The 16939-nt window shown below is 51.3% G+C and carries 17 protein-coding genes; all 17 read left to right on the top strand.

Translation table 11 applies throughout. The features are described from left to right. Positions 1 to 16: 16 nt before the first annotated feature. A complete protein-coding gene (locus tag PHO67_02555; protein MDD5546030.1) occupies positions 17 to 895 on the top strand; it encodes a glycosyltransferase family 2 protein in 879 nt (292 codons plus the stop codon). Positions 896 to 902: 7 nt separating this feature from the next. Continuing rightward, positions 903 to 2765, top strand: coding sequence for an asparagine synthase (glutamine-hydrolyzing) (gene asnB / locus PHO67_02550; GenBank protein ID MDD5546029.1), 1863 nt, complete (start codon positions 903 to 905; stop codon positions 2763 to 2765). After that, on the top strand, positions 2752 to 4026 hold the full coding sequence (locus PHO67_02545) for an O-antigen ligase family protein (GenBank protein ID MDD5546028.1): 1275 nt from the start codon (positions 2752 to 2754) through the stop codon (positions 4024 to 4026). Before asnB ends, PHO67_02545 begins: the two co-directional genes overlap by 14 nt. Before the next feature lie 2 nt (positions 4027 to 4028). Beyond that, positions 4029 to 4667 carry a methyltransferase domain-containing protein gene (locus PHO67_02540; GenBank protein MDD5546027.1) on the top strand — a complete coding sequence of 213 codons (639 nt, stop codon included), beginning with the start codon at positions 4029 to 4031 and terminating at the stop codon, positions 4665 to 4667. Next, entirely contained in the window at positions 4664 to 6160 is a 1497-nt protein-coding gene (locus PHO67_02535) for a radical SAM protein (GenBank protein MDD5546026.1), read from the top strand. Before PHO67_02540 ends, PHO67_02535 begins: the two co-directional genes overlap by 4 nt. Before the next feature lie 122 nt (positions 6161 to 6282). Beyond that, complete coding sequence (locus tag PHO67_02530) at positions 6283 to 7062, top strand: methyltransferase domain-containing protein (GenBank protein ID MDD5546025.1); 780 nt, start codon at positions 6283 to 6285, stop codon at positions 7060 to 7062. 116 nt (positions 7063 to 7178) lie between these two features. After that, entirely contained in the window at positions 7179 to 7799 is a 621-nt protein-coding gene (locus PHO67_02525) for a winged helix-turn-helix transcriptional regulator (GenBank protein MDD5546024.1), read from the top strand. Positions 7800 to 7802: 3 nt separating this feature from the next. Continuing rightward, positions 7803 to 8312, top strand: a complete 510-nt coding sequence (locus PHO67_02520; protein ID MDD5546023.1) for a UpxY family transcription antiterminator — start codon at positions 7803 to 7805, stop codon at positions 8310 to 8312. 91 nt (positions 8313 to 8403) lie between these two features. Then, positions 8404 to 9384 (top strand): NAD-dependent 4,6-dehydratase LegB, encoded by a 981-nt coding sequence (locus PHO67_02515; GenBank protein MDD5546022.1) that lies wholly within the window; start codon positions 8404 to 8406, stop codon positions 9382 to 9384. Positions 9385 to 9397: 13 nt separating this feature from the next. Beyond that, a complete protein-coding gene (locus PHO67_02510; protein MDD5546021.1) occupies positions 9398 to 10564 on the top strand; it encodes a LegC family aminotransferase in 1167 nt (388 codons plus the stop codon). 1 nt (position 10565) lies between these two features. Beyond that, positions 10566 to 11627: a nucleotidyltransferase family protein gene (locus tag PHO67_02505; protein ID MDD5546020.1), complete on the top strand. Its 1062-nt coding sequence runs from the start codon at positions 10566 to 10568 to the stop codon at positions 11625 to 11627. Positions 11628 to 11633: 6 nt separating this feature from the next. Next, on the top strand, positions 11634 to 12281 hold the full coding sequence (locus PHO67_02500) for an acetyltransferase (GenBank protein ID MDD5546019.1): 648 nt from the start codon (positions 11634 to 11636) through the stop codon (positions 12279 to 12281). Continuing rightward, the gene (gene neuB / locus PHO67_02495; GenBank protein MDD5546018.1) at positions 12274 to 13278 is read left to right on the top strand and encodes an N-acetylneuraminate synthase; all 1005 of its coding nucleotides are present in this window, start codon (positions 12274 to 12276) and stop codon (positions 13276 to 13278) included. The genes PHO67_02500 and neuB overlap by 8 nt, the downstream gene beginning before the upstream one ends. Further along, complete coding sequence (locus PHO67_02490; GenBank protein MDD5546017.1) at positions 13275 to 14066, top strand: methyltransferase domain-containing protein; 792 nt, start codon at positions 13275 to 13277, stop codon at positions 14064 to 14066. The genes neuB and PHO67_02490 overlap by 4 nt, the downstream gene beginning before the upstream one ends. Next, entirely contained in the window at positions 14059 to 15213 is a 1155-nt protein-coding gene (neuC, locus tag PHO67_02485; GenBank protein MDD5546016.1) for a UDP-N-acetylglucosamine 2-epimerase, read from the top strand. The genes PHO67_02490 and neuC overlap by 8 nt, the downstream gene beginning before the upstream one ends. 13 nt (positions 15214 to 15226) lie before the next feature. After that, entirely contained in the window at positions 15227 to 15892 is a 666-nt protein-coding gene (locus PHO67_02480) for a PIG-L family deacetylase (protein MDD5546015.1), read from the top strand. Positions 15893 to 15922: 30 nt separating this feature from the next. Then, entirely contained in the window at positions 15923 to 16915 is a 993-nt protein-coding gene (locus PHO67_02475) for a Gfo/Idh/MocA family oxidoreductase (protein ID MDD5546014.1), read from the top strand. The last annotated feature ends 24 nt before the right edge of the window (positions 16916 to 16939 follow it).

The raw sequence follows: 16939 nt of genomic DNA, 5'->3' as shown, positions 1-16939 counted from the left end.
GAAAGGATCTGCCATAATGAACAAAAATCCGGGCAAAATATCTGTGATCATCCCCGTCTACAACGAAGAGAAGGCCCTGAAAGGGGTCTTAAGCGAGATCACAGCGTCAAAAGGAGAGGTTGATATCGACGAGGTCATCGTCGTGGACGACGCCTCTACCGACAACAGCGGGCTCATAGCGGGAGATTCGGGCGCGCGGGTCATCAGGCACAAAAAGAACCTCGGTTACGGGGCTTCGCTGAAGACCGGCATAAGGAATGCCCGCAACGAGGTCCTGGTCTTTTTAGACGGCGACGGCCAGCATAACCCCGGCGATATAAAGAAAATGGTCGAAAAATTGAACGAAGGTAACGACATGGTCATCGGCGAAAGGATGAACGCGCGCGAACTGGCGGAAAGCCGGAGCCTCGGGAAATTCGTTTTGAAATGGGTCACGAATTTTATCGCCGATACGGAGATCAAGGACGTCAACTGCGGTTTCAGGGTCACGAGGAAAAGCGTCATCGAAAAATACCTGGGTTTGTTGTCCGACCAATTTTCGTTCTCGGTCACGTCGACGATCGTTTTCATAAAGAGCGGGCTCTCTATCGAATTCTGCAGGATCATGGCAAGGAAGCGGCAGGGCGTAAGCCACGTAAAGCAGTTTAGGGACGGCAGCCGTATTATCGTATTAATATTGAGGCTGATAGCGCTTTTCGACCCGATAAGGATATTTTTTTCCATCGGCATATTCCTGTTCACTATAGGCGCCGGTTACGGCGCTTACAAATTCGTGACGGTAAAACAGGGCTTATCCATAGGCGCGTTAATAATAGTCATATCCGGCATCCTAAGCGTGCTTTTGGGCATTATTTGCGACCAGATCGCCTCCCTCCGCTTAGAGAAATATAAATAGGGATTTTATGTGCGGTATATGCGGGTTCGCCGTTAAGAAGCTGGATTTTGACGCCCGGGATAGGCTCATGTCCATGAACGGGCCGATGATCCGCCGGGGTCCGGACGAAGAAGGTTATTTCCTGAAGGACGGGGCGGGGCTGGCCGTCAGGAGGTTAAGCATAGTGGACCTGAGCGGCGGAAGCCAGCCGATCCATAACGAAAATAAAGATATTTGGGTGACGGCAAATGCCGAGATATATAATTTTTACGATCTCGCGGAAAGATTGAGAAGCAAAGGGCATAAATTTTACACAAAAAGCGACGTTGAAGTAATCGCGCATGCTTACGAGGAATGGGGAGTAGATTTCTTAGGCCAGATCAGGGGCATGTTCGCCATAAGTATATGGGACGACCGCTTAAAATGCCTGGTACTGGCCAGGGACAGGTTCGGCATAAAACCTCTCGTCTATATGCCGGTAGATGACGGGATATATTTTTCCTCAGAAATACGTTCTTTGGAGGCCTGCCGGGGATTGGGCCTGAAGGTAGACCCGCAGAGCCTCTATATGTATCTTAGCTTTAACTACGTAGTGCAACCCCGCACCATCTATGAAGGCGTAAAATGCCTCCAGCCCGCCCATTATCTGGTATATAAAGAAGGAAAAATAGAGGAGCGCCGCTACTGGGATGCCGGGTCATCGGCGTTGGCGCGTCCAGGCGGAAAACAGCAGAAAGAGGATGAGGTTGATTCCGCAATAGATGAATCGGTAAAGGCGCACCTGATAGGCGATGTCCCGATTGGCATCTTCCTCAGCGGAGGCATAGATTCCAGTATTGTATTGCGCCATTTTTCGCGTTACCAGGATAACATCCCCGCCTTCTCCGTAGGGTTTTCCGAACCTTCGCATGATGAGACCAGGTTTTCCCGCATAGTAAGCGAGCGCTACGGCGCCGAGCATTTTGTAGATATTATAGACGGCGGGAGATTCCTCAGAGAATTTCCCGAGATCGTCTCCGGGCTCGATGAGCCGTTTGCCGATTCTTCGATGGTGGGGGTCCATTTCCTCGCCAAAATGGCCAATAAGCGCGTTAAAGTCGTCCTGACAGGTGAGGGAGGCGATGAGGTCTTCGGCGGTTACGACACTTATATCGCGGATGCCATAGCCCCGTATTACAGGATGCTCCCCGGTTTTATCAAGAATGCCGCTTCAGGGGTAGCCGGCCTGTTACCCGTATCGGGCAAGAAAGTAGGAATCGACGAAAAGTTGAGGCGGTTCGTGAAGTTCGCGGACCGGGAACCGTCCTACTCGCACCTTTATTGGAGGCGGATATTCGATGACCGGGATATCCGGCAATTGGCATCGCCGGAAGTCGCGAGCGAAAAAACCCTGTCCGAACTCGATGATTTTTACCGGCCGTATTTCGAAAGGTCGGACAGGCTAAAAGGCGTCAGTAAATACAAATATCTCGACCTGAATACATACCTGCCGAGCGACATGCTGACGAAGGTAGACAGGATGTGCATGGCCAATTCCGTAGAGGCAAGGGTCCCCCTCCTGGACCATATTTTCATAGAAAAAGTTTTCGGGCACCAGAGCAAAAAATTGTTGCGGAAGATACTGGCCGAAGACCTGCCCGCCTGCGTCACTTCCCGTAAGAAGGAAGGGTTTAATATGCCGCTAAGAAAATGGTTAAAAGAGGAGCGCGGTTTCAGGGACCTGTTATTCGACGAAACGGATAAATTATGCCGCCTCTCGGAGGTAAAATTCGACGCGGATTACGTAAGGTCATTATATGCAAGTCATGCGTCAGGGAAGGAAGACAACGCTTACAAGCTGTATAATTTATTAGTTTTCTCCATGTGGAGGAACTCCCGTGGTAATAACTAAGATCCTGTTAAGCCTTTTTATCGCGCTGATGCCTTTCGTAAAGATGCCCTCGCTCCCGTATTTCCAGCGCAAGATACAGTATACGGAAATAGTGTTCATCTTTTTGTTCCTCTGGGTCGTTTACCAGGCCGTCAAACGGGGAATATCTCTGAAACGCGGGATCCCAAACCTCTATTCCCTGGTTTTCTTATTAACGACATTTGCGGTCTCGCTTTTCCTGGCTAAACCGCGGCTGGTAGATTTCATAGAATATTCGGGGATAGCATACCTGTGCGTCATGTATATCGCGATCGTTATTTCGGTCAGGGACGAAATCGACTGGTACTATTATTTACGTGTGTGGGCGTGGACAAGCGCGTCCGTATGCGTATTGGGATTGATGGGGTATGCCGCTGCCTGCGCCACAGGCGCGCCTAATTCGCTCGTGCCTACACTTAATCCGCAGTCTGAATTGATATTTTTCCCAGGCGCGGTCCATTTTGATTTGAGGATTACCTCTACATTCAGCAACCCGAACATGCTCGCCGCGTATTTGATAACAGGCACAGCCGTCATACTTTTGCTTATGAAAAAGAGGATAAAGGACGGCAAAAAGGCCGGGATATACCTTGCGTTGCTGTGCCTGCACATATTGGCGGCCGCCCTGACGAAAAGCAGGACCGCGTCGGGAGTATTTTTGCTGGCTACGGCGGGTTTGTTCATGTTAACGCCTGTCAGGAAATACGCGCTATTAAAGATCTCCGCAAGCCTTTTCACCCTTTTATATTCCGCGCTGGCTTTAGCGACGGTAGTGATCTGGGTCTTTCCGGTGCAGCTTAACCCGCTTAAGATGACCACGAAAAACACGGAATATTACCTGCAGTCGGAGGCCGGGTTAAAGATGTGGAAAGACCACCCGATTTTCGGGGTGGGGCCGGGCAGGTATAACCGCAATCTGGCGGATTACTTCGATTGGGATAAGGCGAGAGAGTCTATATTCGACCCGGACGACCCTTTATGGAGGACTAAAGACCCTCACTCCACGTATTTTGGCTGGGCCGCGGAAACGGGGATAGCGGGCCTGCTGGCCATATTGGTTTTATTGGGTTCCCACATGGGGCTGGCCATGAAGTCCGGCGACACAAGGATAATAGCGGCGGGGATAATAGCTTTCTTGCTGGTGGGGTTCAGCATTGATATTTTGCCGATGCGCTACCTTTGGTTCCTTTTGGGTATGAACGGTGCATACGCGTATATTGTCAGGCCTAAAATAAAGGTATAACGATGCCGTCTTTCAGGGAGATCGTGGACTTCATGACTTTTCCGCTGCGCGCGGTCACTCTATTCGAGGAAGACAAATGGGGGTTATCCTCGCTCGCTTCGGAAAGGTTCTCTTACGCAAGGAAAGAGGTTCTCGGATATTGCCTTGATGTAGGATGCGGCAGGCACAATAAGTTCATCGCGGAATACTTGAAGGGGAACGGGAAGGGCATAGATGTATACCGGTATGAGGGGCTTTCGGAAGAGAATGTCATAAAAGACACTTCCCATTTCCCTTTTGACGACCGCAGCTTCGATTCGGCCACTTTTATCGCGAACCTGAACCACATACCCAGGCCTTTAAGGGATGTTGAGTTGCGGGAGGCGTACCGTTGCCTGAAGGATAGGGGCAATATTATCGTCACGATGGGTGACCCGCTGGCCGAGATCCTGGTGCACAAGGTCGTAATGCTGTACGATAAAATTTTCGGCACGCACCACGATGTGGATTCGGAGAGGGGGATGTCCGGCGATGAGGAGTATTACCTTACCGCCGCAGAGATCACCGGGAGGCTTAAAGCCGCCGGTTTCGTAAATATTAAAAAGAAATATTTTTGGACGCAATGGTATTTGAACGCGCTCTATGTAGCATGGAAAAAATGAACCCAAAAAAACTTAAGATCTTATTGATGGAGCCGTTATACCCGTCAAAAGCCGCCTGGGGCAGCGTTAAAAGCCAAAAAGGCTACCTGCCGCCTATGGGAATGATCTCGATATATACCCGGCTTAAATATCGCGGCTACGATGTCGAGTTCCTCGATACCATCCTGGAGGACCTTCACGAGGCGTCCCTTGCCGCCCGCCTCCGCAGCGCCCGGTACGATGTAGTCGCATTGCCGGTATACACCCCCACGGCCGATTATGCTTTCGCGACAGGTGCATTCGTAAAGAAGGTCCTGCCGGATTGCAAGCTTGTCATGGGCAATATCCATGTGACGACGATGCCGGAATTAAGCATGCAGCAGTGTCCTGAGATAGACTTCATAATCCTCCAGGAGGGAGAGAATACTTTAGAGGAGTTGGTGCTATCCTTGGCCGGGGGGGATAACAACCGTTCGGGCATCAAGGGCCTGGTTTATAGGGACGGGAAGAGGATAGCTGTTAATCCGCCTCGCGGCTTCATAGACGACCTCGATAGCCTGCCCCCGGGGCTTTACAGCGACATTGATCTAAAACGATATGTCCCGCATCCGTCCCAATATGTGACATTACCCAGTTACCCGTTCATAACGCAGCGCGGCTGTCCTTATTGCTGCACTTATTGCGGCGCGTCTATAATCTCGGGTAAGAAAGCGCGGCGCTATACGCCGGAACGCGTTATTGAGGAATTGAGGGTCCTTAAAGACGAGAAAGGCGCGCGCGGAATATATTTCCAGGATTCCACATTTACGATGAACAGGGCTTATATAATGAAATTAATGGATCTCATGATAAAGGCAAAACTGGGCCTGAAATGGATATGCAACACGCGCGCCGACACCGTCGACCCGGAGCTTTTGGACGCCATGTACAAGGCGGGAGGGAGGAAGATCGTCCTGGGCATAGAATCAGGGAACCAGGCGTCGCTCGATATCGTCCAAAAGAACACTACCGTCGAGAAACAGACCCGCGGCGTGGAATGGATACGTAAGGCCGGCTTCAAGTATGTTACCAGCTTTATTATCTGCCTGCCCGGCGAGACGGAAGAGATGGTCCGCAACACTATCCGTTATGCCAAGACGTTAAACGCGGAGATGGCGATGTTTTACCTGCCGGTGCCGTATCCGGGGACAGCCCTGTATGAACGTTGCAAGGCGGACGGCGGTTTGCGCCAGGATGCCAAATGGAGCGATTTCTTATCCATCGATTTCGATAACCCCGTATACATAAACCCGAATTTCGGGATCGAGGGAATGAAATATTGGTACAAGCGCGCTTTTTTGGAATATTACGGTTCCCCCCGCATATGGCTGGCGAACCTGAGGTCCATGGATACAACGGAAGATTTCCGGCGCCTCATGCGCGGCGGGCAAGCGCTAATCTCGCTCGTTGCCAAGAACGCGTTTTTCTATATCCGCCATCAGTTTGAAATGCTCGCCTCCCGTAAAAAAAGATGAAATGGCAATTAAGGTTTTTGAAGAATACTTTATCGGGCTTCCTGCCGTTTTCAAGGCAAATCCGGAAGTTAAAGGGAGATCTATTTCCCGGCCGTGTTGCCCCGGAAGCGGTAGAGCAGGGGATGCGGCAAGTCGAATTATTGCGTTCCGTCGGCTGTAATACAGAGGGTAAGACTTTGCTGGAAACCGGACCGGGCTGGATGCCGGCGATCCCCGTCATTTTTTACCTCTCAGGGTGCAGGAAGATAATATTAATAGACATACAAAGGCTGATCACCAAAAGGATGATGATAAAGACCGTAGAAGGCCTCCGGGGCTACAGGGAGACGATCTCCGCCGGGCTGAAGATCCCTATCCCTGAAATTGAAAGAAAACTGGCGATAGATAAAGGCCTTACCTTGGAGAAGATGCTGGAAAGTTTTAATATGCAATATATTGCGCCGTGCGATATCGAGGACGCCGGCCTGCCGGACAAGTCCGTCGATATTATAATATCGCGGGCGACCCTGGAGCATATACCGGAGGAGGCGATCCCGGGCATAGCCAGGGTTTTTAACCGGATACTGAAGGATAGCGGCAAGATGTGCCATATTATCGACAATTCCGACCACTGGGCGCATAACGACAGTGGCATCCCGAAGCTTAACTACCTTAAGTTCAGCGAGAATATCCATAAGATCATCTTATCGCTGGACCGCCTGGATTACCAAAACCGTTTAAGGCATTTTGAGTATGTTGAGATCTTCAAAAAGGCGGGATTTAAGCTCGACCACGAGGAATCCGAGGCCGATAAGACAGCTTTAAATGAGTTAAAAGGCATCGAGATCTGCAAAAGGTACAAGGATATTCCAAGCCAGGAATTGGCAAAATTGGTATCATACATAGTTGCATCCAAGGCATAACCGGTACCGGTTCCCACCAAGAAAATCCCCCCATTTTTTCCTATTGACAGCACATAAGTTATAGCGTAAACTAGTATCGTTCATTCTTAGAACGTTATCCGCAAGTCAATTGCCCTATGCCAGATATGGAAAAGAACAGTAATTTCCTGAAGCCCAATGAGGACATGAGGAATCTCCAGCTGCTTGAGGAGATTTCGAGGGATTCTACCGCTTCCCAGAGGAAGCTTTCCGAGCGGTTAGGCGTAGCCCTGGGCGTGACGAATGCCTGCCTAAAAAAAATGGCAAAAAAGGGCTACATCAAGGTCAAAGGCATAAACCACAAGCGTATATCATATTTTCTCACCCCCGAAGGTTTTTCCGAAAAAACCAGGCTCACCTACCATTTCCTTGAATACACGGTCCACTATTACATAAATCTCAAGAAAAATCTAAGCGAGAAGCTCGACTTTATATCTAAACAGGGCGTAAAACGGGTGGTTTTCTACGGCGCCGGAGACGTCATGGAAGTGGCGTTTGTGATATCAAACGAGGCCAATATTGAGCTTTTGGGGATAGTCGACGACGATAAGGCGAAGCAAGGCACGAAGAAATTCAATTTCACGATAGGCGGGGCGGAAACGATCAGGGACCTTAAGCCCGACGCAATAATAATAACTTCCATGCGTTACAAAGACGAGATCCTCAAGAGAATAAGCGCAGACGAGGAGTTGGCTAAAATACCGGTACATGGTTTATAAAATATGATAGCTATAGCCCAGAATTGGTATGCGGTAAGGACGCGGTCGAACTACGAGTTCAAGGTTAGTTACCTCCTGAACAAGAGATCGATAAAGACCTTCTATCCGACTATCCTCAAATGGAGCAGGAGGAAAGACAGGAAGATAAAAGTGGCGAGGCCGCTTTTCCCGGGATATCTTTTTGTCGAGTGCGCTCCTACGGCAACGGATTGGCTTGAGGTCAAGAAGACGGAGGGCGTAGTCAATATTTTAGGGACTAAAGTGGCCCCCCTGGCCATCCCCGTAGAGCAGATCGATAACGTAAGAAAGATAGTGGAGTCGGGGATCGACCCGTTGCCGCATCCTTACCTGAACGTCGGCGAGCGGATCGTCGTGGTCGACGGGCCGTTAAGGGGCGCTATCGGAATATTCGAGAAGTTCAATGACAAGAAGGGGACGCTGATCATCTCGGTGGACCTTCTCGGCAGGTCTCTGGCTGCCGAGGTCGACAACAACGTGGTAGAGAGGCTGTAAAAGCAGGGCAATTTTTAAAAAACAAAAACATGAGAAAAAGTTACAGGGATGTAACCAAAGGGGCGAAGCTCTGTCCTCAGAAAGCAAAGAGATGACCAAGAAAAAAGTTTTGGTGACGGGCGCCGGGGGTTTTATCGGGAGCCATTTAACCGAAAAATTATCCGCTTCCGGGTATAAAGTAAAAGCATTCGTCCATTACAATTCGAGGAATTCCTGGGGGTGGCTGGAGTCCTCACGGTGTAAAAACCGCATAGAGATAATCTCCGGCGATATACGGGATGCCGACATTGTCCGGGATGCAATGCGCGATGTCGAGACTGTTTTCCATCTTGCCGCCCTGATCGGGATACCTTATTCATACCATTCCCCGGAGGCATACGTCGAGACCAATATCAGGGGGTCTTTGAATATTTTACAGGCCGCGAAGGATTCGGACGTAAAAAAGGTAGTCCACACGTCCACAAGCGAGATCTACGGGACGGCGCAGTTTGTCCCGATCACGGAAAACCACCCAATAAACCCCCAATCGCCATATGCGGCGACTAAATCCGCGGCCGACCTCCTGGCCTTGTCATTTTACCGTTCGTTCGACCTTCCGGTCGCGGTCGTCCGGCCGTTCAATACCTACGGCCCGAGGCAATCGGCGCGCGCGGTGATCCCGACTATCATCACGCAGATACTTTACGGCGGCAAGAAGATAAAGCTCGGTGCCCTGGCCCCGACCCGCGACTTGACATACGTGGAAGACACGGTTGACGGGTTCATCCGTGCGGGAGAATGCCGGAGAGCCGTAGGCGAGGTCATCAATCTCGGCAGCAACTCGGAAATCTCAATAGGGGACTTGGCGCGGCTGATCTCGCTGTCCCTTCACCGCGACGTAACGATCGATTCGGCCCTTGAAAGGAAAAGACCGGAAAAAAGCGAAGTCGAACGGTTGTTGGCCGACAATGCCAAGGCCCGGCGCTTGTTGGGCTGGTCGCCGAAATACAGCCTGGAAAAAGGCCTTTTGAAGACGATAGCGTGGTTTAAGGAAAATAAAGATATCTATAAATCCGGAATCTATAACGTATAGTGACCCTTAAAAAATGATCCCACTTTCCGTCCCAAACCTGAGCGGCAGGGAACTGCAGTACCTCAAGAAGTGCGTCGAGACCAACTGGGTATCTTCTTCCGGAGGTTTTGTAAAGGATTTCGAGGACGCCGTCTGCCGCTACGTAAAAGCCAAACATGCGGTCGCCTGCGTAAACGGCACAGCGGGCCTTCATATCGCGCTTGCCCTTTGCGGAGCCGGCAGGGACGATGAGGTGATCGTGCCGACGCTTACATTTATCGCGCCGGTCAATGTCGTCAAATACCTCGGCGCGGAACCGGTCTTTATGGACTGCGACGATTATTTGAATATCGATTGCGTAAAAGTCCGGGAATTTTGCGCTAAGGAATGCACGGCCACTAAAGCAGGGTTAAGGAACAAAAAGACCGGAAGGGTGGTCAAGGCGATTATCCCGGTCCATATCTTTGGGAACCCCTGCGACATGGAAGAACTAATGAAGATCGCCAGGAAGTACCGCCTTAAGGTCATCGAGGACGCGACCGAAAGCCTGGGGGCATATTACACCTCCGGCGCTTATAAGGGCAGGTTCACGGGGACAGTTTCCGACATCGGCGTATATTCGTTTAACGGGAACAAGATAATAACCACCGGCGGCGGAGGGATGATCGTGACCGATAACGGGCTGTTGGCGAAAAAAGGAAAGTACCTGACGGAACAAGCCAAGGATGACCCTGTAAAACATCTCCATAATGAGGTCGGCTACAATTTCCGCCTGACCAATTTACAGGCCGCTGTCGGCCTGGCGCAGCTCGAACGGTTGAAAGGTTTCATAAGGGTGAAGAAGGACAATTACGCGGTATATAAAAAACTGCTAAAGGGGGTCAAAGGGGCCGGGATGTTGGGGGTCCCGGAAGGCACGGCGCCGAATTACTGGTTCTATTCGCTGGTCATCGAAAAGGAGCTATTCGGCGCGGACAGGGACAAGACGATGAGGCACCTGCTGGCGAAGGGCATACAGACAAGGCCGGTATGGTACCTGAACCACCTCCAGAGGCCGTATCTCAGGAACCAGGCATATAAAATCGAAAAGGCGCCGCGGTATTGGAGGCGCGTACTAAACCTGCCGTGCAGCACAAACCTCGATTTGAGACAGATAAGGCGGGTAACCTCAGCTATCCGGGGCCTAGGGAGGGGTGACTGATATGACGGAAAGATTGAAGAAAGTCTTGGTAAGTCCCAAATGCAGCATCAAGCAGGCATTGAAGCAGATGGATGCCATGGGGGAGAAGACGCTTATCGTCGTGGATGACCGGAAGAAGATCGCGGGTACGATCACCGACGGCGATATCCGGAGATGGATCCTGAAGGGGAAAGGCCTCGGCGAAAGCCTTGAGAAAGCGATGAACTGCCGTCCCCTGGTCCTGAAGGAGGGTTTTTCCAGGGAAGGCGCGAAGGACCTGATGATCCAGCGCCAAGTCGAATGCTTGCCGGTGGTCGACGGGACTAGAAGGGTCGTCGCCTCCATCTCATGGGTGGACCTTTTTGAGGCCAAACCGAAGAACCACAAGTCACTGAAGCTCCCGGTAGTGGTCATGGCGGGAGGAGAAGGGGTGCGCCTCCATCCGTTCACCAAAGTCCTGCCTAAGCCGTTGATGCCTATCGGCGATAAACCGATCATAGAGATCATCATCGACAGGTTCTTTGATTACGGCTGCGACGATTTCTACCTTTCGCTGAATTACAAATCGAACATGATCAAGGCGTATTTCAGTGATTTCGAGCATAAATACAAGATTAACTATATCCTTGAAAGCAAACCCCTGGGCACCGCAGGAAGCCTCCACTTGCTGAAGAACAGGATAAAGAAGACTTTTTTCGTGAGCAATTGCGACATACTCATCGAGGCGGATTACACCGATATACTGAGGTTCCACAACGAGAAGAAGAACAAGATCACCCTCGTGAGCTCGATGAAGAATTTTACGATCCCTTACGGCGTCTGCGATATCGGGATAGGCGGGGCCCTCAGGGACATCAGGGAAAAACCCGAATATGACTTCCTGGTAAATACAGGCATGTATCTTTTGGACGCCTCGGTCCTTGGTGATATCCCCAAGAACCGGTTTTACAATATAACCGACCTTATCGGGGACTATATCGAGAAGAAGGAAAAGATAGGGGTCTATCCGGTCTCTGAAAAATCGTGGCTGGATATGGGGCAGTTTGAGGCCTTGCAGGAGATGCTGAAGAAGTTCGAGGCTTAACTTGATATGAAGAAAAAAATATTGCTAATAGGCGCCGGAGGGCATTGCAAGGTAGTCTTGGACCTGCTGCTGTCCGCTAAAGAATATGAAGTCGCCGGGATAATTGACGTAAAGCAGCGCATCGGGGAGAAGGTCTTCGGGGTGCCGGTAAGCGGCTCCGATACCGACCTGCCGCGATTCTCCGGAAAAGGCGTAAAACACTGTTTTATTTCAGCAGGAAGCGTCGGTGATACCCGTTTGCGCGTTAAACTCTATAACCTCGCGAGGAGATCCGGGTTCGTATTCCCAAACCTGGTCAGCCCGTATGCGCTGGTATCTTCCCGCTCTGTCCTTGGGCAGGGCAATTTTATCGCTCCCGGGGTGATCGTTAACGCAGGCTCCCGTATAGGCGACAACTGCATACTTAATACGGGTGCTATCGTAGAACATGACTGCAAGATCGGCGATTTTGTGCATCTTTCACCCGGGGCGTTGCTAAGCGGCGGCGTAAGCATTGGCAGCCATTCCCATATCGGCACGGGAAGCATTGTGATCCAGAATGTAAAGATAGGGGAAATGACGGTAGTAGGCGCGGGCAGTGTCGTCACCGGCGACATACGCAAAGGCGTGGTCGCTTACGGCAACCCTTGCAAAGAAATGAAACAAAATGCATAAAATATTCATTATTGCCGAAGCCGGGGTCAACCACAACGGTTCGCTAAAGGTCGCGATGAGGATGGTGGATGCCGCGGCAGATGCAGGCGCAGACGCAGTCAAATTCCAGACATTCAGCGCGGAATCCCTGGTCTCCACGTACGCGCCTAAGGCCGCTTACCAGAAGGCAGCCACGGGCAATACCGGGAGCCAGCTGGAGATGATAAAAAAGCTGGAGCTTGGCCCCGACGCCCATAAGGAATTACTGCGGCGTTGCCGGAAGAAGAAGGTGATCTTTCTTTCTTCGCCGTTCGACCTGAAGAGCGTGGATTTCCTGGCGGGCCTCGGACTGAAGATATTCAAGGTGCCTTCCGGGGAGATAAACAACCTGCCGTATCTAAGGAAGATCGGGAGGCTTAAAAGAAAGGTCATCCTTTCCACGGGGATGTCCGACCTGAAAGAAGTGCGTTTTGCCATGGGGATCCTTACCGGTTCCGGGACAAGGCCTGAGGATATCACCGTACTGCATTGCACCACCGAATATCCCGCTCCCATGGATGAAGTAAATTTGCGCGCCATGCTTACGCTCAAGAACAGGCTACGGGTGCAGGTGGGTTATTCAGACCATACGCAGGGCATCGAGGTGTCTATCGCCGCAGCCGCATTAGGCGCGGCTGTGATCGAAAAGCATTTTACTTTGGACAGGGACCTGCCCGGTCCCGACCATAAGGCATCCCTTGAACCGGATGAATTCAGGGCCATGGTCAAGGCGGTCCGCAATATAGAAACGGCCCTCGGCGACGGGGTCAAAAGACCTGCGCCCTCCGAATTAAATAACAGGAAGATTGCCAGGAAAAGCATCGTAGCTGCCGCGGACATAGCGAAGGGAGACAGGTTTACCGTCCATAACATAACGGTAAAAAGGCCCGGCAACGGCTTGAGTCCGGTGATCTATGAAAAGCTGCTTGGCAGGCCGGCTAATAAGAATTTCAAAAAAGATGAGCTGGTGACCTTATGACGAAAACGGCACAAGGCCTCGGCTATAACGAAAGCCAGAAAAATTTAAGCGCCAGGATAGAAGCACACAAGCGTTTCTCCAGCTTTAGCCTCGAGGATTGGCTGGAGACCCGTTTGCCGGGCGCGAAAGGCGGCTTGATCCTTGACATCGGCTGCGGGAACGGGAACTTATTCCCGGCCTATTTAAAAAAACTTAATGGCGGGGGAGGGATAGTCGGTGTCGACAAGTCAAGAGAACTGCTTTTACAGGCCCGGAAAGCGGCCGCCGGTTTTACGCCGCTGCTTCTGCAGTGGGACATGAACAACAGGCTTCCTTTCCTTGAAAATACCTTTGATCGTGTGATCGCCGCTTTCTCCATCTATTACGCGGATGACGCGGAAGCGGTCATTAATGACATCAAGGGAGTCTTGAAACCCGGCGGTGAAGTTTTTCTCATCGGCCCTACGGAAAATAACGCCAAAGAGCTGTATGAGTTCAATAAGAAGGTTTTTGGCTTGGATTACGCAATGGATGAAAAGGCGGCCTTGAGGAGTTCACGCCTCGAAAAGGAATTCTATCCGGCTGTGAAAAATATTTTCGGGGCGGCGGAAAAGGAGATCATTCCCTGCAAATTGAAGTTCCCGGATAAAAGCGAATTTATCCGTTATTATACTGCCACGCTGCTTTTTGAGGAAACCCGCGAGAAGACCGGCATCGATCCCAGCAGGGAAAAAATTGATTCGGTCCGTCTTGGCTCATGGGATATTTCCAAGGAGATGGTAGTGGTCCGCGGGAATAAGCATGCATAAGAAAAAAATCGCGCTTTTTACAGGAAACCGCGCCGAATACGGTCTCTTGCGGCCTTTGGTCAAAGAACTCTTATCGAGACGGAATTTTGATGTCAGGCTGATCATCTCGGGCAGCCATTTATCGGAAAGGTTCGGAAATACCCACTCCGAGATCGAATATCCGGACAGGCTTAAGGCCAAAAATGTTTATCTATCCCAGCCAGGCACGCCTGATAACGTGCTTCCCGTCTTCGCCGAATTGGTAAAGAAAGGCGCGCGGCTGCTTGGCGCGATGCGTCCGGATATCCTTGTCTTGGCCGGGGACCGCTACGAGACATACGCGATGGCGATAGCGGCTTTTTACTCTAACATTCCGATCGCTCATCTTTTCGGCGGTGATCTTTCCCAGGGCGGAAATCTCGATGATTCGGTAAGGCACAGCATCACCAAGCTTTCGCACCTGCACTTCGTTTCTAACCAGGATTCATACCTTAGGGTATTGGGCCTGGGGGAGGAAAAGTGGAGGGTTTTTAATGTCGGTTCGACCGCCATCGACAATTATTTATCGGGCGAATACGCCGGGCCGCAGGAACTGGCCCGTGAACTCAAGATCGATCCCGGCAAGCAGGTGATAGTATTCACCCAGCATCCCGTGACCACCGAAAGCGCTCTTGCCTACGGACAGATCAAGGAGAGCCTGGAGGCGCTGAAAGAATTCGGCCGCCAGACGGTAATTACCTATCCTTGCAACGACGCGGGCGGCGACCGGATGATCAAGGCGATAAAGGAGTATGCCCGGGTGCCGCACTTCAGGATAAGGAAAAGCCTGGGGTGGAAGAATTATTTCGGGATATTAAGGATCGCCTCTGCGGTAGCGGGAAATTCCAGCAGCGGCATCATGGAAACGCCGGTCTTTAAAGTTGCGTGTATAAATATCGGCAGCCGCCAGCAGGGGAGGCTCAGGGCGGAGAACGTGATCGATGTGCCCTACAAAAAGAGGGCTATCCTGGAAGCGTTGCGCAAGGCCGTTTCCGACAAGGCCTTCTTAAGGAAGGTAAGGAACTGCCGCAATCCTTACGGCAGCGGCAGGGCCGCCGAAAAGATCGCCGATGAGCTCGAAAAGGCAGCGCAGGGAAAACGCCTGTTGCAAAAAAAGATGACCTATTAATGAGAGGCAGACCATGAACATTTTAGTCGTATCGCCCCATCCCGATGACGAAACTTTAGGCTGCGGCGGGACGCTCTTAAAGCACCGGGCTAAAAATGATAAAGTATCCTGGCTGATCCTGACCAATGTTTCCGAGGCAGCCGGTTATCCCAAGAGCAGGGTGAATTCCCGCCAGCGCGAGATCACCGCTGTCGCGAAGAGATACGGTTTTTCGAAGGTGATAAAACTTGATTTCCCGACCACCAGACTTGACACGGTTGCGCGTTCCGAGCTTGTAAAAGCGGTGCATGGCGCGATCGCGCACCTTGCCCCGTCCTGGGTCTATGCGCCGTACCACTGCGACGCGCATTCCGACCACCAGGTAGCTTTTGATGCCGTGCAAAGCGCGGTGAAATCATTCCGCGCGCCCTCGGTGAAAAAGGTCCTGATGTATGAAGTGCTTTCCGAGACCGAATCCCGCCTGCCTTTAAGGGGGAAGAGTTTCGTCCCGAACAGTTTTTCGGATATCTCCGGTTACCTGAAGAAAAAAATAGGGATCATGCGTATTTACAAGGGAGAAATGAAGAGACACCCTTTCCCGAGGAGCGAGAAGAATATCGAGGCGCTGGCCCTGTTCCGGGGAGCTTCTGCCGGGTTTAAATACGCAGAGGCGTTCATGATACTAAAAGAGGTCTGGTAGGACCAGAGAAAAGGGCGTTAAAGCAAAACAATGTACACAAGCGCGGTTATCGGTTTAGGGAACATAGGTTTCCGGTTCAGCCTCGATCCTCTCAGGAAAGGGGTTTGGAGCCATGTCGCCGCTTATGAAAAATCGGGATATACAAGGCTTGCGGGCGCGGTGGAGATCGATCCCGGGACCGTAAGGCTTTTTAAGGAACGGCACAAGAAGGTCCCTGTCTTCGGCAGCGTAAGTGAGCTGATGAGGAAAACCTCGCCGGAGATCGTCTCCATATGCACGCCTACCGCTACCCATTATCCTATATTGAAAGAACTGTCGCGTTCCGGGGTAAAAGCGGTATTTTGCGAAAAACCGGTTGCCTCTTCGTTACGGGAAGCCCGGGAAATGGTAAACTTGTGCCGTAAAAAAGGGATCCTGCTCGCGGTAAATCATACGAGAAGGTGGGAATCCGGTTATTTGGCCGCCAAAAAGGCCATAGATGGCGGCAGGATCGGGAAAGTGACCGCAGTGAACTGTTTATATCCCGCGCAGGTATTCAATATCGGGACGCACCTTTTTGATATTGTCCGTTTCCTTATATCCGCGGATCCTGAAACCGTCTCCGGCGTCTCTTTCGATCCGGGTAAGCAAGATCCCGGTGTCTCGGGTTGGATGATCTTTAACGGGAAGATCCCCTGCACGATCAACGTATTGAACAAACGGGAAAACCTCGTCTTCGAAGTCGACATAATCGGCGACAAAGGGAGAGTGAAGATCACGGAGAACGGCGGAAAACTGGATCTATCGGTCTTCAGGAAGAGCCGCAGGTACTCGGGATATATGGAGTTGACGCCGGCCCCGGCAAGGCCGTTGCCCCGTAAAGACCGCTTTATCGAAGCGGTTGACGATATCGCTAAAGTCCTGATGCACAGGAAACGGTCGGTCAACTGTTCCGGCGAGGACGGGTTGATTGCCCTCAGCATGAGCCAGGCTCTGTTGGCTTCCGCAAGTAACGGGTCAAGGCCGGTTTCAATAAAGTTCTAACATGCTTTACGACTGCCCGTTCTG

This window comes from Candidatus Omnitrophota bacterium, from assembly GCA_028716565.1.
Lineage (GTDB): Bacteria > Omnitrophota > Gorgyraeia > Pluralincolimonadales > Pluralincolimonadaceae > Pluralincolimonas.
The sequence above is the reverse complement of the archived record's forward strand: the minus strand, read 5'-3'. Positions and strand labels throughout refer to the sequence as shown.